Raw genomic sequence first — 17,239 nt, forward strand, 5'->3', positions numbered from 1 at the left:
CGACGGGACACTTCACACTTCCTTTGCACGACACGAAGGCCGCACCCTTCTGGTGCCTCTAGGCTCTTCCCATGCCCAGCCCGAAGACCGCCTCGAAGAGCGGCCCTCATCACGCGCGCTCCCTGCGCTCGCACAAGGCCCTTCGCATCGTCGGAATGGTCGCCACGGGGAGCCTGGTCTTCGCCGGGACGGCCGCGGCCGCGATGTACGTCGACTTCCAGAACGCGGTGGACGTGAGCGACGTCTCGGACCTCGTCGAGGGCGCGTCACCGGAGCCTCCTCGGGACCCGGACGACCCGTTCGCGGGCAAGGCGCTCAACATCCTCGTGATGGGCACGGACTACCGCGACGCGGAGAACGCTGCGATCGCGGGCGAGGAAGAGGGTATGCGGTCGGACACCACGTTCGTGGTGCACGTCTCGGGTGACCGCACGCGCATGGAGGTCGTCTCCATCCCGCGCGACTCGCTGGTCGACATCCCGTCGTGCAACCTGTCGGACGGCTCGACGTCGAAGCCGCGCAAGGACACGATGTTCAACGAGGCGTTCCAGATCGGGGCCGGGCAGGACGACGACATGGTGGGCGCTGCCGCCTGCACCATCACGACCGTGCAGTCGCTCACCGGGCTGACGATCACCGACCACGTCGTGCTGAAGATGAACGGCGTCGTGGGCGTCGTCAACGCGATCGGCGGGGTCACCATGTGCTTCCCCGAACCCATGAAGGAGAACCCGCGGTACGGGACGCTCGACCTGCCGGCAGGTCAGACCACCTTGAACGGCGACCAGGCGATCAGCTACCTGAGGGCGCGCCACGGGACGGGCATGGGCCTCGAGATGGGGAGCGACCTCTCCCGGATCCCGCGCCAGCAGGCGTTCATCGACTCGATGCTCCGCGAGGTCCTGTCCAAGAACCTCATCACCAACGCGCCCGAGCTCTACGGCATGATCAAGGCCGTCCTGTCCTCCGTGAGCGCGAGCCCCAGCCTCGCGGGCCTCGACTCGCTCGCCGGCCTGGCGTTCTCGCTCAAGGACATCGACACGAACGAGATCGTCTTCAGCGAGCTGCCCGTCATCGATGCGCCCACCGACAAGAACCGTGTCGTGTGGACCAAGGACGCCCAGGCGATCTGGGACCGCATGGCCGCCGACGAACCGCCGCCCGGGCACGAGACCCCCGCCCCCACCGACGTGGCGCCGGACACCGGCGCGGTCCAGGGCACGGACCCCGCGGCCGGCACGGACCCGGAAGCGGGGACCGATCCGGGAACGGACCCCGGTGCCGGCGCGGGAGAGGTCGCTCCTCCGGTCGCCCCCCCGGTGGTCGAGGAGCGGCTGCCCGGCGTCTGCTGACGCCTCGCCCCCGGCGAGCCGGGTGCTCGGCGAGCAGAGGCGGGAACCGTCCGGCCCGCGCCTACCGGCCTTCGCGCAGTGCGCCGAGGCGCCCGACCGCGTCACGGAGCACGTCCTCGCGCTTGACGAACGTGAAGCGGACCCGCGAGGCCAGGGCGCGGGCAGTCGTCGGGCCGTGCGCCTGGTCACCCGGCACTCCGGGCGCGCGGCAGAACGCGCTCACGGGCACGCCCACGACGCCTGCGAGGCCCGGGAGACGGCGGCACAGCTCGATGCCGTCGTCGAAACCCAACGGGGCGCCGTCCGCGACCACGAAGTACGTCCCGCGAGGGACGACGACCTCGAACCCGGCCGCCACGAGACCCTCGCACAGCAGGTCCCGCCGGTCGCGCAAGGACGCCGCGAGCGCGCGCGGGGCCTCGTCGTCGGCGAGCGCCTGGGCGATCGCGGGCTGGAACGGTGACCCCGACGTGTACGTCAGGAACTGCTTGACCGTCCGCACGGCCTCGACGAGGTGTGCCGGCCCGTGCAGCCAGCCGATCTTCCAGCCCGTGAACGAGAAGGTCTTGCCCGCCGAGGAGATGGTGATCGTGCGCTCGGCCATGCCCGGCAGGGTCGCGACGGGCACGTGCACGGCGTCGTCGTACACGAGGTGCTCGTAGACCTCGTCGGTCACGACGATCGCGTCCACGGAGCGGGCCGCGTCCGCGACCACCTGCAGCTCGGCGCGCGTGAGGACCGTCCCGGTCGGGTTGTGCGGTGTGTTGACGAGGACCAGCCGGGTCCGCGGCCCGACGGCGGCACGCACCTGGGCGGGGTCGAGGCGGAAGCCGTCCGGGGTCGGGTGGAGCGGCACGGTCACGTGCGTGGCCCCCGCGAGAGCGATGACAGCCGCGTGGGAGTCGTAGAAGGGCTCCAGGGTCACGACCTCGTCGCCCGGGCCCGCGAGGGCCAGGACGGTGGCCGCGAGCGCCTCGGTGGCCCCCGTGGTGACCAGGACCTCGGTGTCCGGGTCCGGGTCCAGGCCGTAGTGGCGTCGCTGGTGGTCCGCGACGGCCCGGCGCAGCTCGGGGACTCCCGTGCCCGGCGGGTACTGGTTGTACCCGTCCTCGATCGCGCGGATCGCGGCCTGCTTGATGGCGTGCGGGCCGTCGACGTCCGGGAAGCCCTGGCCCAGGTTGATCGCGCCCGTGCGCGCCGCGAGGTTCGTCATCTCGGCGAAGATCGTGGACGCGACGCTGCCGTCGGCGCGCAGGAGCCCGGTGGCTGCCGCGGCCGCGCGCCAGCGGCCCGGGACGTGGGGCGAGGACTGGGTGCGCTGCGGGGGCCTCGGGTCTGCGGGGCGGGGCGTCGACATGACCACGACCCTAAGCCTGGCGGCGTCGGTGTGTGCCGAGGGCGCCGCCGGGCGGGGTGGTCGCCACCAGGTCGAACGTGGCTGGACGTCCGAACGGGCGCGACCGGGTCCCGGAACGAACGTGACGGTGACCACATTCCGGACAGTTCGCGGCGACCCGGGGCGCGGAAATCCGCCGATCCTGACCCGTCGTCCACAGGGCGCGTGCGCGCCCGGGGCGATGTGCCCTAGTGTCGGCGCTCAGCCGCTCCGCGACGCCGGGGCCGCTGGCTGCGCGGGGGGCGTGCAGGGGGACGCAAGGGGGCGTGACGACGACGTGAGCACCAGCGGTGTGACGATCCTCGAGACCGAGGTGCGCGAGCTGATCCGTCGGCGGGGAGTGGACCCGGTGCGCGACAAGGACGGGATCGACCGCCTCGTCGCGGACGCCCTGGCCGACTACGACTCCCGGACCGCTCTCGGGGTCGTCCCACCGCTCGCCGACGCGCAGGGCGCGATGCGTGCGGTCCTCGACGCGGTCGCGGGGCTCGGTCCGCTCCAGAAGTACCTCGACGACCCGGAGGTCGAGGAGATATGGATCAACTCGCCCGCCAAGGTGTTCGTCGCCCGGGGCGGGAGCGCCGAGCTCACCTCGACCATCCTGACCTCGACGCAGGTCCGCGACCTCGTCGAGCAGATGCTCAAGTCCTCCGGTCGGCGCCTCGACCTCTCGAGCCCGTTCGTCGACGCCGCGCTGCCCGGCGGTGAGAGGCTCCACGTGGTGATCCCGGACGTGACCCGCGAGCACTTCGCGGTGAACGTCCGCAAGCACGTCGTGCGGGCCTCGCACCTGGACCACCTGGTGCGGCTGGGTTCCCTGACCCCGCACGCGGCGGCGTTCCTGCACGCCTCGGTCCGGGCCGGTCTCAACGTCCTCGTCGCCGGGGCGACCCAGGCGGGCAAGACGACCATGCTCAACGCTCTCGCCGGATCGATCCCGTCGCAGGACCGGGTCGTCACGTGCGAGGAGGTGTTCGAGCTGAGGTTCGCGGTGCGAGACATCGTCTCGATGCAGTGCCGCCAGCCCAGCCTCGAGGGGACCGGCGAGATCCCGCTGCGGCGGCTCGTCAAGGAGGCGCTGCGCATGCGCCCGGACCGTATCGTGATCGGGGAGGTGCGCGAGGCCGAGAGCTTCGACCTGCTGATCGCTCTGAACGCGGGTGTTCCCGGGATGTGCACGATCCACGCGAACTCGGCCAGGGAAGCGATCTCCAAGATGTGCACCCTGCCGCTCCTGGCCGGGGAGAACGTGTCGGACCGCTTCGTCGTCCCGACGGTCGCGAACGCTGTGGACGTGGTCGTGCACCTCGGCGTGACGGCGGACGGTCGGCGCGAGGTCCGCGAGATCGTCGGGGTGACGGGACGCGTCGAGCAGGGGGTCGTCGAGGTCTCTGACCTGTTCCACCGGTCCGGCGGCCGACTGGTCCGCGGTGACGGGTTCCCGCCGGCCGAGGACCGCTTCGCGCGGGTGGGTGTCGACCTGGCGGCTCTGATGTCGCCTCGACCCGGGGGGCAGGGCTGACATGGGGGTCGTTGTCGGTCTGCTGTTGGGCGCGGGGCTCGTCTGCCTGTGGTCGTCCTGGTGGGAGCCGCGCCCTCGTGCGCCGCGGGAGGCGGACGGCTGGTCCGTCCGTACCCAGGACGCCCTGGTGCAGGCGGGGCTTCCGGGTGTCTCGCCTCGAGCGCTCGTCGCCGGGAGCGTGGGAGCAGGGCTCTTCGTGCTAGTCGTCGGGCTCGCCCTGACGCGCGCTCTGCCGATCGCCGCGTGCTTCGCGCTGTTCGCCGCTCTCGCGCCGGTCGCCGTGGTGCGTTCGCGGGCCCGACGTCGAAGGACGAGCCTGCGGGACGTGTGGCCAGAGGCCGTGGACCACCTGGCGTCGGGAGTTCGTGCGGGCCTCTCGCTCCCGGAGGCCGTGGGGCAGCTCGGCGAGCGCGGTCCTGTCGAGCTGCGGGAGCCGTTCGCACAGTTCGCCCAGGACTTTCGGGCTTCCGGCCGGTTCGGTGACTGCCTGGACGCGCTCAAGACACGGCTCGCAGACCCGGTCGCGGACCGGATCGTCGAGGCGCTGCGCATGACCAGGGAGGTCGGTGGGACCGACCTCGGGAGGCTCTTGCGCACGCTCGCCCTGTTCTTGCGGGAGGACGCGAGGACGCGTGGTGAGCTCGAGGCGCGGCAGTCGTGGACGGTCAGCGGCGCGCGGCTCGCGGTGGCCGGTCCTTGGGTCGTCCTCGCGCTGCTGGCGACCCGGCCCGAGACCGCGCAGGCCTACAACTCGATGCAGGGGGTCGCGGTCCTCGGGGGAGGAGCCGTGTGCTCGCTCGTGGCCTACCAGCTGATGCGAAGGATCGGTCGCCTGCCCGAGGAAGCGCGGGTGCTGCGGTGAGCGGGGCGGACGGTTCCGGGCTCTTGTGGTCCGGGGCGACGGTCGGCGCCCTGTTCGGGTGGGGAGTCCTGGTGATCTCCTCCCGGCTCCGGGCGCGGCGGGTCCGGCTCGACGAGCGGGTCGGTCCGTACCTGAGGCTCCACGGCGCGACCTCGGGACTGCTGGCGGAGACGTCGTCGGCGAGCAGGCTCCACACGGTCGACCGTGTCCTCGGGCTGAGGATCGCGGCGGCGGGCCGGCTGCTGGAACGGTTCGGCTCCTCACGCTCCGAGGTGCGCCGTCGTCTCGACCGGGCCGGCTCGCAGGAGAGCGTGGACCAGTTCCGAGCCCGTCAGGTCGTCTGGGGGGCCGTGGGGCTCGCCGGGGGCCTGGTCGTTGCGCTCCTCCTCGCGGCCACGCGGGGGTCCTCGGTCGTCGTGCTCCTCCTGCTGGTGCTCCTCTGCGGGGTCGGCGGGCTGCTGTCCTGCGATCAGATGCTCTCGCGTCGGATCGCTCGGCGCGAGGAGCGGATGCTCAGCGAGTTCCCGACGATCGCCGAGCTGCTCGCCCTGTCGGTCGGAGCCGGAGAAGGGCCGGTCGCGGCGATGGAGAGGGTCGCCACCAGCGCGCACGGCGAGCTCTCCGTCGAGCTCGCAGCCACGCTGTCAGCCGTCCGGTCCGGGGTTCCCCTGGCCCGCGCGCTCGAGGACCTCGCCGACCGGACGACGCTCGCGAGCCTGACCCGGTTCGCCGAGGGGGTGGCGGTGGCCGTCGAGCGAGGAACGCCTCTCGCGGAGGTGCTCCGAGCCCAGGCCCAGGACGTGCGCGAGGCGGGAAGGCGAGCACTCATGGAGTCCGGCGGACGCAAGGAGGTCCTCATGATGATCCCGGTGGTGTTCCTCATCCTTCCGGTGACGGTCGTCTTCGCGGTCTATCCGTCGATCGTGACACTGCAGATCGGGCTCTGAGCGTGGGGCCGGAAGTGCTGGCATGCCGGCGGGGCACCACCTCGGGCGCCGCGGCGGGTGGTCGCGCGTCGCACCGGCCCGCGGCCTTCGAAAGACCGCCGACATGAACACTCGTCCTGGACGACCGTCCAGGTCAGGATCCGAGAAGCGAACGATCAGGGAGCAGCGGTGGAGCAGCAGGTGAAGGACTGGACGAGCAGGCTGGTGCGACGGGTCTCGGGCCGAGGGGCAGAACGGGGTGACGTCCCGGGGTGGGTCCTCGTGACGCTCATGACGGCAGGGCTCGTCATCGCCCTGTGGGCCGTGGCCGGTCCCGCGCTGACCAGCACCTTCAGCGACGCGATCAGCAGCGTGAGCGGGCCCTGAGATGGGCCGGGACGCCGACCTGGGGGATGCGCGAGGAGCGGAGGACGGATCTGCCGTCGTCGACTTCGTGCTGGTGTCGGTCCTCGTGGTCGCGCTCCTCCTCGGCGTCGTGCAGGTGGTGCTCGCACTCCACGTGCGCGCCGTCGTGATCGACAGTGCTGCTGAGGGAGCGCGCCTCGCGGGGCGGGCGGACCGCACCCCCGCGGACGGTGTCGAACGCACGCGGCAACTGATCGATGCCGCGCTCTCCGAGCGGTTCGCCCAGGACGTGACCGCACGTGAGGTCGAGCTGGAGGGCCTGTCGGTCGTGGAGGTGACCGTGACGGCCCCGTTCCCGGTGGTCGGCCTGCTCGGCCCGGCCGGCACGCTGACGGTCAGCGGTCACGCGCTGGTGGAGGAGCCGTGAGATCCCGGGCCCGCTCGGTCCACGAGGGGTACCCGCGCGGGGTCTCGAAGGTCGTCGAGCGACGTACCCGCCCACGGTCGATCCCCGACGACCGGGTGAATTCTGGTCATCAGGTCGCCGCCCGAGCGCGCGGCGACGAAGGGAACGCGCAGGTCGAGTTCCTCGGTGTGGCACTTGTCCTGATTCTCCCGGTCCTGTACCTGGCACTGACTCTCGGCCGGATCCAGGCGGCGACCTTTGCGGTCGAGGGCGCGGCGAAGGAGTCCGCTCGCGCTTTCGTGACAGCGGACTCGGTGGCCGAGGGGCAGGTACGGGCGGCGGTGGCCACCGCGCTGGCGCTCTCCGACCAGGGTTTCGATGACGTGCTGCCCTCGGAGATCCTCGAGCTCTCCTGTTCCAGCGACCCCTGCCTCGCTCCGGGAAGCGAGGTCGTGGCGGTCGTGCGATACGACGTCGGGCTGCCCTTCGTCCCCTCGGGGATCCGGTCCTGGGTGCCGCTGTCGATCCCGGTCCAGGCCGTGCACACCTCGCCGGTCGACAGCTACGCGGGGGCTCGGTCGTGAGGCGTTCCTGTGGTGCCCCCGGACGAGGGCGTGCGCACGAGCGAGACGGCGAGAGCGGCCAGATCATGCTTCTCACCAGCATGTTCGTCGCGTTCGCGCTCGTCCTGGTGGCCGTGGTCGTCTCCGCGTCGGAGGTCCACCTGGACCGCAAGCGGCTGTTCGACCTGGCCGACGCCTCTGCTCTCGATGCCGCCGACGCGATGCCCGCCGAGGCCGTCTACCAGGGAGGTCTGGCGGACCCGGTCGAGGGGGCGGTCCTGGTCCTGAGCGACGCGGACGTCGAGTCGTCCGTCCGGTCGTTTCTCGTCGCTCACCCGGCCACGCTGGCAGGGCTCGACGACGTCACGATCGTCGAGGCCTCCACGCCGGACGGGCGTACGGCGACCGTCCGGCTGGCGGCACGGTCGCGCCCGGTTCTCGTCAGCTGGGTGACGCAGCTCTGGTCTGATGGCATCATCGTGCGTGCAGAGTCCAGTGCGCGAGCTTGGTGATCCACCCTCCCTTCCCGAAAAAGTGTCGGGCGAGTGAACATGATTGAGTTAGCGCTAACACGATCGTTAACTTTCTTAACGAAAGGTGCGACTTTTGACTGGGGGCTGCCAAAACCGCCGGTTCGCCGCTATGGTGATCCGGTCCGACACCCTCCAACGACGGAGACTTACATGAATGCACGTGCAAGGAAGCAGTGGATCGCTGGCGGAGCGCTCAGCGCGATGCTGCTCGGGACCATCGCGATGGCGTCGTCGGCCGCGGCCGACGTGAACCAGGACGAGGACGTTCAGATCCAGGTCTCGGTCACCCCGGTCGGAGCGCTCACGCTCACGGTCGCCAACCCGTCCGTCACGCTGAACGAGTCCACCAGCGACGACATCTGGGCAGCGGGCAACCGTGAGTTCACGGGCACCCTCGACGGCGTCAGCGTCTCCGACGACCGCAACGACGTGGGTGCCGACGCAGCCTGGAACGTCAGCGGCCAGGTGAGCAACTTCGTGGCAGCCGGCCTGCCGGAGATCGACTCCGCCAACCTCGGCTGGGTCCCCGAGCTGACCAACCCGATCCCCGGCGACTTCAACGTCACCCCGGGCCAGCCGATCGCCGGTGAGCTCCAGGAGGTGCCGGACACCGAGGGTCCCGGTGGCGACTGGCTCACGGGCGGTGTCCAGGTCGGCGACCTCCTGGTCTCGTCCGGTTCGTCCGCCGAGGCCAACGGCCAGACGTTCGGCGTCAAGGCCGGGCTCAACCTGACCGTGCCGAAGAGCACCCCCTCCGGTGCGTACGCGTCGACGCTGACGCTGACGCTCATGGAGAGCTGACCGCTTCACGCGATCAGTGTCACGGACGGTGACGACACAGGGCCGGCGGATCTCCGTCGGCCCTGTACCGTCTCCGGAGCAGGTAGACCGTTCGAGGATGATCGGAAGTCGTGGTGAGCAAGGAAGTGCACAAGGTGTCGGGCGCGGGATCTCGGCCCGTGGTCTCTCGTCGTGCGGGCCGTCTCCGCAGGAGCGTCCTGGGGCTGAGCGCTCTGCTGCTGGCACTGGCCGGCGGCCTCGGGGCGGCGCAGGCTGACGAGAAGAATCCCGGGGAGATCCGCTTCTCGGTCACGACGGCGACGCCCGAGGGGCCGGACGAGCGTCGGATCTTCGACTTCGTCGCCGAGCCGGGGGAGCAGATCCAGGATCAGGTGGCCGTCTCGAACCACGGGGCCGGACCGGTCACGTTCACGATGGTCACCAACGACGGCATCTTCACACCCATGGGCAAGTTCGACATCCGTACCTCGGACCAGGAACCCCAGGACTCGGGCGGGTGGTTCGAGGTCCAGCCGACCGTGGACGTGCCCGCGGGGGAGACCGTGATCGTGCCGTTCACCGTCACGGTCCCCGAGGGCGCGACCCCGGGAGACCACCCGGCCGGCATCGTCGCGACCGTGACGTCCGCGTCCACCGCAGCGGGTCCCGGCGTCGGCGTCGAGAGTCGCGTCGGCGTGCGCGTCAACCTGCGCGTGCCCGGGGAGGTCACGCCCTCGCTCGCGCTCACGGACGTCAAGGCGACGTACGAGCCGTCGTGGAACCCGTTCGCCCCCGGTTCGGTGCGGGTCGCGTACGGCGTGACCAACGACGGGAATCTCCGCGTCGGCGCCGAGCAGCAGGCGCACGTGTCCGGCCCGTTCGGCATCGGCGACACCACGGTCGACCGGGGGACCGAGGGCGTCGAGGAGCTGATCCCGGGGACCTCCCGCTCGACCGCGTTCGCCGTGGCGGGGATCTGGCCCGTCGGACCCGTGACGACCGAGATCACCGTGACTCCTGTGCCCGTCAGCACGGGAGGGGCCGTGGACATCCCGGTCGAGGCTCCGTTCGAGCCCGTCACGGTCACCGTGACGACCTGGGCGATCCCGTGGGTCCAGATCCTCCTCCTCGCCGCGGTGGCCGTCCTGGTGATCGGTCTGCGCGACAACCGCAAGCGCAAGAAGCAGCGCCTCGAGGCGCTGCTCGCCAAGGCGCGCGCCGAAGGCCGCGCAGCGGCCGGGACAGGCGACGTCGACCAGGAGCAGGGCGGTGCGACCGCACCCGCACCGACGGCGCCCGCGACGTCCTCGGCCGGGAGCACGGACCGCGGCGACACCGCCGCCGGAGCCGACGCTCCGTCGTCGGGCGCGTGACGTGCTCGGTGCCCGCCACGGCGGGCACCGAGCCACGTGAGCCCCCGCGTCGCGTAACCTAGACGATCGTGGCCACCATCGACTTCCCGCACGAGATCCGCGCCCTCCGTACGACGCTCGGCACCATCAGCGCCGTGAGCAACCCGGACGCGCTGCGCGTCCAGATCGCGGAGCTCTCGGACAAGGCGTCGGCTCCCGACCTCTGGGACGACCCTGACGCCGCCCAGAAGGTCACGACGGCCCTCTCGCAGACGCAGTCCGAGCTGGACCGCATCACGAACATGGGCGACCGGATCGACGACCTCGAGACGCTCGTCGAGATGGCGAGTGACGCCGACGTCGGTGATGCCGACAGCGCTGCGACGCTCGCGGAGGCGGCCTCCGAGCTCGAGCAGATCCGCAAGGACCTGGGCGCGCTCGAGGTCAAGACCCTCCTCTCGGGCGAGTACGACGCCCGCGAGGCCGTCGTGACGATCCGCGCGGGGGCAGGCGGCGTGGACGCGGCCGACTTCGCCGAGATGCTCATGCGCATGTACCTGCGCTGGGCCGAGCGCCACGGCTACCCGACCCAGGTCCTCGACACGTCCTACGCGGAGGAGGCGGGGCTCAAGTCCGCGACCTTCGAGGTCAAGGCCCCCTACGCGTTCGGCAACCTGTCGGTCGAGGCCGGCACGCACCGCCTGGTGCGCATCTCCCCGTTCGACAACCAGGGGCGTCGTCAGACGTCGTTCGCCGCGGTCGAGGTCATCCCGCTCATCGAGCAGACGGACTCGGTCGAGATCCCCGAGTCGGAGATCAAGGTCGACGTCTTCCGCTCGTCGGGCCCGGGTGGCCAGTCCGTCAACACGACCGACTCGGCCGTGCGCATGACCCACATCCCCACCGGGATCGTCGTGTCGATGCAGAACGAGAAGTCGCAGATCCAGAACCGTGCCGCTGCGCTGCGCGTCCTCCAGTCGCGCCTGCTGCTCCAGCGCCAGGCCGAGGAGAGCGCGGCCAAGAAGGCCATGGCAGGCGACATCAAGGCGAGCTGGGGCGACCAGATGCGCTCCTACGTGCTGCACCCGTACCAGATGGTCAAGGACCTGCGCACCGAGTACGAGGTCGGCAACACCTCGGGCGTGTTCGACGGGGACATCGACGGCTTCATCGAGGCCGGCATCCGCTGGCGACGGGGCGCCGAGCAGGCCTGACGCCACGCGCCGGGGGTCGGGCCGGGCCAGAGCGCCCTGCCCCGGCCCCGGCGGGCCCAGCACCTGATCCCGAGCCGGCCTCACCGCGGGGCCGCCACCATCGCGAACCGTGCCCGATCCGGGCGAGCCCGGCGTGTCAGCGGTGTCAGCCCTGCGGGGCGTGCCTACTCTCGTGGGCGACCAGCGAACGAATTCGCTTCCCCCACCGAGAGACTGGTCAACAGCTGTGATCCGATTTGAGAACGTCTCGAAGGTCTACGCCCGCGGCGCCAGGCCTGCCCTGGACGACATGTCCGCAGAGATCGAGCGCGGTGAGTTCGTCTTCCTGGTCGGCGCGTCCGGCTCCGGGAAGTCGACGTGCCTGCGCCTGGTGCTGCGTGAGGAGCGGCCCACGCGGGGCAAGGTGTTCGTCGCGGGCCGTGACCTCTCGACCCTGTCGAGCTGGAAGGTCCCGTCGCTGCGTCGACAGATCGGCGTCGTCTTCCAGGACTTCCGCCTGCTCCAGAACAAGACCGTCTTCGAGAACGTCGCGTTCGCGCTGCAGGTGACCGGCAAGCCGCGCCACACGATCGCCGTGACCGTCCCCGAGGTCCTCGAGATGGTCGGACTGCAGGGCAAGGAGAAGCGGCGCCCGCACGAGCTCTCGGGTGGTGAGCAGCAGCGCGTCGCGATCGCGCGGGCCTTCGTCAACCGGCCCTCCATCCTGCTCGCCGACGAGCCGACCGGGAACCTGGACCCGAACACCTCGCTGGGGATCATGAACCTGCTCTCGCGCATCAACGGCACGGGGACCACCGTGGTCATGGCGACGCACGACTCGGGGTTCGTCAACCAGATGCGTCAGCGAGTGATCGAGCTCGCCTCGGGGGTCGTGGTCCGGGACCAGAAGGACGGCGTCTACGGCGCCGGCGTGCCGCTGTCCGACGACGACGCCCTGCGCGAGCCGTCGGGTCACCTCGCGGGGCGGGCGGGATCGCACCTCGGCCCGCGCACGACGACGCTCGTCGCCCCGGGCGAGGACGTCACCGAGCGGCCCGGCGAACCTGAACCAGCCCAGTCCTCCAGCCGCGGGGAGTGGTAGCCCGGTGCGCGCTCAGTTCATCCTCGCCGAGATCGGGTCCGGTCTGCGTCGCAACCTGGCGATGACGATCTCGGTCGTCCTCGTGACCTTCGTGTCCCTGACCTTCGTGGGCGCCTCGGCGCTGCTCCAGATCCAGATCGACAAGCTCAAGGACGACTGGTACGACCGGGTCGAGGTCTCCGTCTTCCTGTGCCCGATCGACTCGCCCAACCCGACGTGTGCCGGGGGCGAGGCGTCGCCCGAGCAGATCGAGGCGCTCGAGGGAGTGTTCGCGGGCGAGCTCGGCGACGAGGTCGAGACGGTGTTCTTCGAGACCAAGGAGGAGGCGTTCGCCGCCTTCCAGGAGCGGTTCCCCGACGGGTTCAACGGCACCCAGCTCACGGTGGACGACATGCAGGCCTCGTTCCGGCTCAAGCTCACCAACCCTGAGAACTACGAGGTCGTCAACGACGTCGTCACGGGGCGGCCGGGGGTCGAGGACGTCGAGGACCAGCGACGCATCTTCGACTCGCTCTTCCTCGCTCTCAACCGCGCCTCGCTCATGTCGGGCGGGTTGGCGGTCGTGATGATGCTCGCCGCGGTGCTCCTCATCACGACGACGATCCGGTTGTCGGCCATGAGCCGGCAGCGCGAGACCGAGATCATGAAGCTTGTCGGGGCCTCCAAGCTCTTCATCCAGCTGCCGTTCATCCTGGAGGGGGCGATCGCCGCGGTCACGGGTGCGCTCCTCGCCGTCGGCGGCCTCTGGCTGGGGGTCAAGTACCTGGTCACCGACTGGTTGCAGAGCTCCGTCAGCTGGATCGCATACATCTCCGAGACGGACGTGCTGCGCATCGCGCCGCTCCTGATCCTGATCGCATTCGTCCTGGCGGCCATCTCCTCGGTCGTCACGCTCAGCCGCTACACGAGGGTGTGACATGTCCCAGCTGACCCGACGTCTCGCTGCTGCGGGAACCGCCCTGATCCTTCTCCTCGGGACGGCGGTCGTCGCGACCGCCGACGACCTGGACGACCAGCGTGCAGCGGCCGAGCGTCGCCAGTCCCAGGCGCAGCAGGACCGTGAGGGCCTCGAGTCGCAGCTCGAGGGCACCGACGCCGAGCTCGCGCAGGCGATCCTCGACCTCCAGACGATCGAGGCGCGTCTCCCCGTGGCGCAGGCAGAGCTCGACCAGGCCGAGGCCGAGCTCGAGCGCACACAGCGAGAGGCTGCGCAGCTCGCGGTCAGGCTCCAGGATGCGCAGGTCGAGGAAGCGGCCATCAACGAGGAGATCCAGGAGTCCGCGGGCAAGGTGAGCACCGCGAAGTCGAGCATCGCCGAGATGGCCCGGCAGGCGTACCGAGGGCAGGGCGAGGTGAGCGGGCTCGGGATCGTCACGGGCGCGCAGAGCACCGACGACTTCATCGAGCAGTACGCGATGTCCTCGACCGCGGCGCGTACGCAGGCCCGTACCCTGACGGACCTGCAGGAGGCCGAGTCGATCGCGCGCAACCGCGAGGCCCGCCTGACCGCGATCCGCGAGACCATCGCCGACCTCAAGGTGCAGGCCGACCAGAACGTCGTCGCGGCCGACGCTGCCCGCAAGGCCGCAGCCGACCGGAAGGCCGAGATCGAGGGCCTGATCGTCGAGCAGCAGGCCAAGCAGGCCACGATCGAGTCGCGCAAGGAGGCCGCACTCGCGCAGATCGCGGCCAACGAGAAGGCGCAGGCCGATCTCACGACGGAGCTCAAGGGGATCATCGCCGCGCAGACCGAGCGCGACCGCAAGGCCGCCGAGGAGGCGGCCAAGCAGCCCCCGCCCGCGACCGGTGGCGGTGGAGGAGGTGGCGGCGGCAACTCCGGCGGAGGAGGCGGCGGCGGCGGTGGCGGCGGTGGCGGAGGCGCACCGACCGGCAAGTTCCTCGCCTATCCGACCGCGGTCCCGCACATCACGTCCAAGTACGGGATGCGGCACCACCCCTTCCTTCCGGGGGTCTACCGCCTGCACGCCGGGACGGACCTGCGCGCCTACTGCGGTACCCCGATCTACGCGGCCGCAGGGGGAACGGTCCTGTTCGCCCGCACCTACGGGGGGCTCGGCAACCAGGTCATGATCAACCACGGCACGGTCGGTGGTGCAAACCTCATGACGAGCTACAACCACCTGTCCCGTTTCGCGGTCTCGCCCGGACAGAGCGTCGCGCAAGGGACCCTCATCGGGTACTCCGGCACGACGGGGACGAGCCAGGTCTGCCACCTGCACTTCGAGGTGTACGTCAACGGCAGCACGGTGGACCCGCAGACCATGCTCTGAGGTTGAGGTAATCACCTACTGGTCGCGGGCCGAACTCGCGTAACCTGGGACGTCGCGCCGCACGGCGCGGGTGGGTCCGTCCTGGGCGCACCACGAGCACGAGCAGATCGGACGACGTACCCATGGCGAAGGAGACTGGCCGCAAGATCATCGCCAGCAACCGCAAGGCCCGCCATGACTACCTCATCCTGGACGTGCTCGAGGCGGGACTGGTGCTGAGCGGCACCGAGGTCAAGGCGCTGCGGCAGGGCCGGGCGTCGCTTCTCGACGGCTACGTCGCGGTCGACGGCGGTGAGGCGTGGCTCGAGAACGTCCACATCCAGGAGTACTCCCAGGGCACGTGGAACAACCACGCCCCGCGGCGCAAGCGCAAGCTCCTGCTGCACAAGGACGAGATCCTGCGTCTCGAGGCCAAGCTGCGCGAGAAGGGGTACACGATCGTCCCCCTCGCCCTCTACTTCCTCGACGGCAGGGCCAAGGTAGAGATCGCCCTCGCGCAGGGCAAGCGGGAGTACGACAAGCGTCAGGCGCTGCGAGAGCAGCAGGACAACCGTGAGGCACAGCGCGCCATGCGCCACCGGCAGAACCGGTGACCCGGATGCGTGCGGCGCGTGCCGCCGTCGGGCCGGGGATGCGGGCGCGCGCCGCCGCACGCGCACGGCTCCTGGGCCTCGCGGCCGTCGCGACCGCGCTGAGCAGCCTGGTCCTCGCCCCCGTCGCCGCCGCAGACGTCTCGGACCGCGCAGTGACGCGGTACGACGTCGCGGCCCAGGTCGAGCGGGACGGCACCATGGGTGTGTCGATCGACATGGACTACGACTTCCGGGGGGACGAGGGGCACGGGCCCACGCTCGTGATCCCCACGCTGTTCGAGATCGACGGCGACCCGGACCACCTGCGCCGTTACGAGGTCTCGGACGTCCGCGCGTCGAGCGACTCGGGGGCAGCGGCCGACGTCGAGGTCGAGGACCAGGGTGGGGGAGACCTCCTGGTGCGGGTCGGGTCCGCCGACCGGACGTTCGACGGGCTCGAGCAGTACACGATCACCTACACGCTGCGCGGTCTCGTGAACCCCGGCGTCGGCGCGGAGGGCCAGGACGAGATCTACTGGAACGTCCTGCCGGACACGTCCGAGATCGACATCGAGAACGCGAGCGTGACCCTCGACGGCCCCGGGGACGTGTCGCGCACGAGCTGCTTCGCCGGGCCCGGAGGATCGACCGACCCGTGCACCGCGAGCTCCGCGACCGGGACCGTCGCGAGCTTCACCCAGGCCGACGTGCCGGCCGGGACCTTCTTCACGGTCCTTGCCGAGTACCCGGCGGGAACCTTCGAGGGTGCCGAGCCGGTCGTGGTCGACCGTGCCCAGGCCACGGGCGAGCGTCCGTTCGAGGTGACCCCGGTGTCGGGCGGGCTCACCGCGCTGCTCCTCGGCGGTGGCGCGTGGTTCATGGTGCACCGCGTCCGGCAGCGCGGACGGGACGAGCAGTACCTGGGGCTGGTCCCGGGCACGGTTCCCGTGGCGGGCGACGACGCTCGCGTGGGCCCCCGCGACCGTCGGCTTCCCGTCGCCGTCCAGTTCACGCCACCGGCCGCGAGCAGGCCCGGTGAGATCGGGACGCTCGTCGACGAACGTGCCGACCCCCACGACGTGACCGCGACGATCGTCGATCTCGCGGTTCGCGGGCACCTGCAGATCGTCGAGGTCGAGGCCCCGAGCAAGCGGGGCAAGGGCGGCGACTGGCGTCTGGACCGGCTCGCCGGCCCGGACGAGGAGCTGCTCGGCTTCGAGCGCACGCTCCTGGACAAGATCTTCGCGGGGCGCGAGAGCGTGACGCTCTCCGACCTCCGCACGACGTTCGCGGCCTCGATGGCCCTCGTGCAGTCCGAGCTCTACGCCGAGGTCACGCGTCGGGGCTGGTTCCGCGCCAACCCGAGGTCCGTGCGCAACCACTGGCTCCTCGCGGGCATGGTGCTGCTCGTGGGAGGAGTGGTCCTCGCGTTGGTGCTCGGGGCGGTCTTCGGCTCGACGTGGGCCCTCGTCGCGGCCCCCGTGGCGGTGCTCGGAGTGCTGGCGCTCGTCCTGTGCGAGAAGGCGCCCGCCCGCACGGCCGAGGGGACCGCGGTGCTCACGCAGACGCTCGGCTTCCGGCGCTACCTCGAGACCGCGGAGGCCGGGCAGCTCCGCTTCGAGGAGGGTGAGGACGTGTTCTCGCGGTACCTGCCGTACGCGATCGTGTTCGGTGTCGCGGACCGGTGGGCCGGGATCTTCGCGCGGCTCGCGGCGCAGGGGCAGTCGGTGGCCGAGCCCACCTGGTACGTCGGCCCCGGCTACGGGCCGGGGATGTTCTGGGTCGGGTACTCGTCGTTCGGGTCGTCGCTGACCGCCTTCTCGGACGCGGCCACGACGTCGATCTCGGCCGCGACGCCCAGCTCCTCGGGGGACTCCGGCTTCTCGAGCGGTGGCGGGTTCTCGGGTGGCGGCGGCGGCGGGGGCGGAGGCGTGGGCGGCTGGTGACGGCCGCGTCCCAGGGCGGGTCACGAGGGCGGTCGACACGCGGGTGAGGACGTGTCGGGGGACACGCCGCGTGGGGA

General features: G+C 71.0%; 17 protein-coding genes. 16 read left to right on the plus strand and 1 reads right to left on the minus strand.

Annotated elements, in window-relative coordinates; all coding sequences use genetic code 11:
- Nucleotides 1-71: 71 nt before the first annotated feature.
- On the plus strand, nucleotides 72-1,352 hold the full coding sequence (locus ASE27_RS11980) for an LCP family protein (protein WP_056650410.1): 1,281 nt from the start codon (nucleotides 72-74) through the stop codon (nucleotides 1,350-1,352).
- A gap of 61 nt (nucleotides 1,353-1,413) precedes the next feature.
- On the opposite strand, the gene ASE27_RS11985 is transcribed toward ASE27_RS11980, so the two are convergent.
- Complete coding sequence (locus ASE27_RS11985; protein WP_056651373.1) at nucleotides 1,414-2,709, minus strand: pyridoxal phosphate-dependent aminotransferase; 1,296 nt, start codon at nucleotides 2,707-2,709, stop codon at nucleotides 1,414-1,416.
- 316 nt (nucleotides 2,710-3,025) lie between these two features.
- Here ASE27_RS11985 and ASE27_RS11990 point away from each other — a divergent pair, with 316 nt between their 5' ends.
- The 15 genes from ASE27_RS11990 to ASE27_RS12060 all read left to right on the plus strand — a co-directional run bounded on the left by ASE27_RS11990 (nucleotide 3,026) and on the right by ASE27_RS12060 (nucleotide 17,162).
- Nucleotides 3,026-4,270 (plus strand): CpaF family protein, encoded by a 1,245-nt coding sequence (locus tag ASE27_RS11990; protein ID WP_056650413.1) that lies wholly within the window; start codon nucleotides 3,026-3,028, stop codon nucleotides 4,268-4,270.
- A gap of 1 nt (nucleotide 4,271) precedes the next feature.
- Entirely contained in the window at nucleotides 4,272-5,132 is an 861-nt protein-coding gene (locus ASE27_RS11995) for a type II secretion system F family protein (RefSeq protein ID WP_056650416.1), read from the plus strand.
- Nucleotides 5,129-6,079, plus strand: a complete 951-nt coding sequence (locus ASE27_RS12000) for a type II secretion system F family protein (RefSeq protein ID WP_235534365.1) — start codon at nucleotides 5,129-5,131, stop codon at nucleotides 6,077-6,079. The genes ASE27_RS11995 and ASE27_RS12000 overlap by 4 nt, the downstream gene beginning before the upstream one ends.
- Nucleotides 6,080-6,259: 180 nt before the next feature.
- Nucleotides 6,260-6,445 (plus strand): hypothetical protein, encoded by a 186-nt coding sequence (locus tag ASE27_RS12005; RefSeq protein WP_056651380.1) that lies wholly within the window; start codon nucleotides 6,260-6,262, stop codon nucleotides 6,443-6,445.
- Nucleotide 6,446: 1 nt separating this feature from the next.
- Nucleotides 6,447-6,851, plus strand: coding sequence for a TadE/TadG family type IV pilus assembly protein (locus ASE27_RS12010; RefSeq protein WP_056650419.1), 405 nt, complete (start codon nucleotides 6,447-6,449; stop codon nucleotides 6,849-6,851).
- On the plus strand, nucleotides 6,848-7,414 hold the full coding sequence (locus tag ASE27_RS12015; protein WP_235535432.1) for a pilus assembly protein: 567 nt from the start codon (nucleotides 6,848-6,850) through the stop codon (nucleotides 7,412-7,414). Before ASE27_RS12010 ends, ASE27_RS12015 begins: the two co-directional genes overlap by 4 nt.
- Before the next feature lie 65 nt (nucleotides 7,415-7,479).
- Nucleotides 7,480-7,905: a pilus assembly protein TadG-related protein gene (locus ASE27_RS12020; protein ID WP_157257576.1), complete on the plus strand. Its 426-nt coding sequence runs from the start codon at nucleotides 7,480-7,482 to the stop codon at nucleotides 7,903-7,905.
- Between the two features lie 171 nt (nucleotides 7,906-8,076).
- On the plus strand, nucleotides 8,077-8,727 hold the full coding sequence (locus ASE27_RS12025; RefSeq protein WP_139107718.1) for a hypothetical protein: 651 nt from the start codon (nucleotides 8,077-8,079) through the stop codon (nucleotides 8,725-8,727).
- Between the two features lie 113 nt (nucleotides 8,728-8,840).
- Entirely contained in the window at nucleotides 8,841-10,079 is a 1,239-nt protein-coding gene (locus ASE27_RS12030; RefSeq protein WP_162259228.1) for a WxL protein peptidoglycan domain-containing protein, read from the plus strand.
- A gap of 68 nt (nucleotides 10,080-10,147) precedes the next feature.
- A complete protein-coding gene (prfB, locus tag ASE27_RS12035) occupies nucleotides 10,148-11,272 on the plus strand; it encodes a peptide chain release factor 2 (RefSeq protein WP_056650431.1) in 1,125 nt (374 codons plus the stop codon).
- Nucleotides 11,273-11,498: 226 nt separating this feature from the next.
- The gene (gene ftsE / locus ASE27_RS12040) at nucleotides 11,499-12,353 is read left to right on the plus strand and encodes a cell division ATP-binding protein FtsE (protein WP_082608872.1); all 855 of its coding nucleotides are present in this window, start codon (nucleotides 11,499-11,501) and stop codon (nucleotides 12,351-12,353) included.
- Between the two features lie 4 nt (nucleotides 12,354-12,357).
- Entirely contained in the window at nucleotides 12,358-13,269 is a 912-nt protein-coding gene (gene ftsX, locus ASE27_RS12045; RefSeq protein ID WP_056650434.1) for a permease-like cell division protein FtsX, read from the plus strand.
- A 1-nt stretch (nucleotide 13,270) separates the two neighbouring features.
- Nucleotides 13,271-14,644: a peptidoglycan DD-metalloendopeptidase family protein gene (locus tag ASE27_RS12050; protein ID WP_056650437.1), complete on the plus strand. Its 1,374-nt coding sequence runs from the start codon at nucleotides 13,271-13,273 to the stop codon at nucleotides 14,642-14,644.
- Between the two features lie 122 nt (nucleotides 14,645-14,766).
- Entirely contained in the window at nucleotides 14,767-15,237 is a 471-nt protein-coding gene (smpB, locus tag ASE27_RS12055; protein ID WP_056650441.1) for an SsrA-binding protein SmpB, read from the plus strand.
- 5 nt (nucleotides 15,238-15,242) lie between these two features.
- Nucleotides 15,243-17,162, plus strand: coding sequence for a DUF2207 domain-containing protein (locus tag ASE27_RS12060; RefSeq protein WP_056650443.1), 1,920 nt, complete (start codon nucleotides 15,243-15,245; stop codon nucleotides 17,160-17,162).
- Nucleotides 17,163-17,239 lie beyond the last annotated feature (77 nt).

The organism is Oerskovia sp. Root918 (assembly GCF_001428945.1).
Lineage (GTDB): Bacteria > Actinomycetota > Actinomycetes > Actinomycetales > Cellulomonadaceae > Oerskovia > Oerskovia enterophila.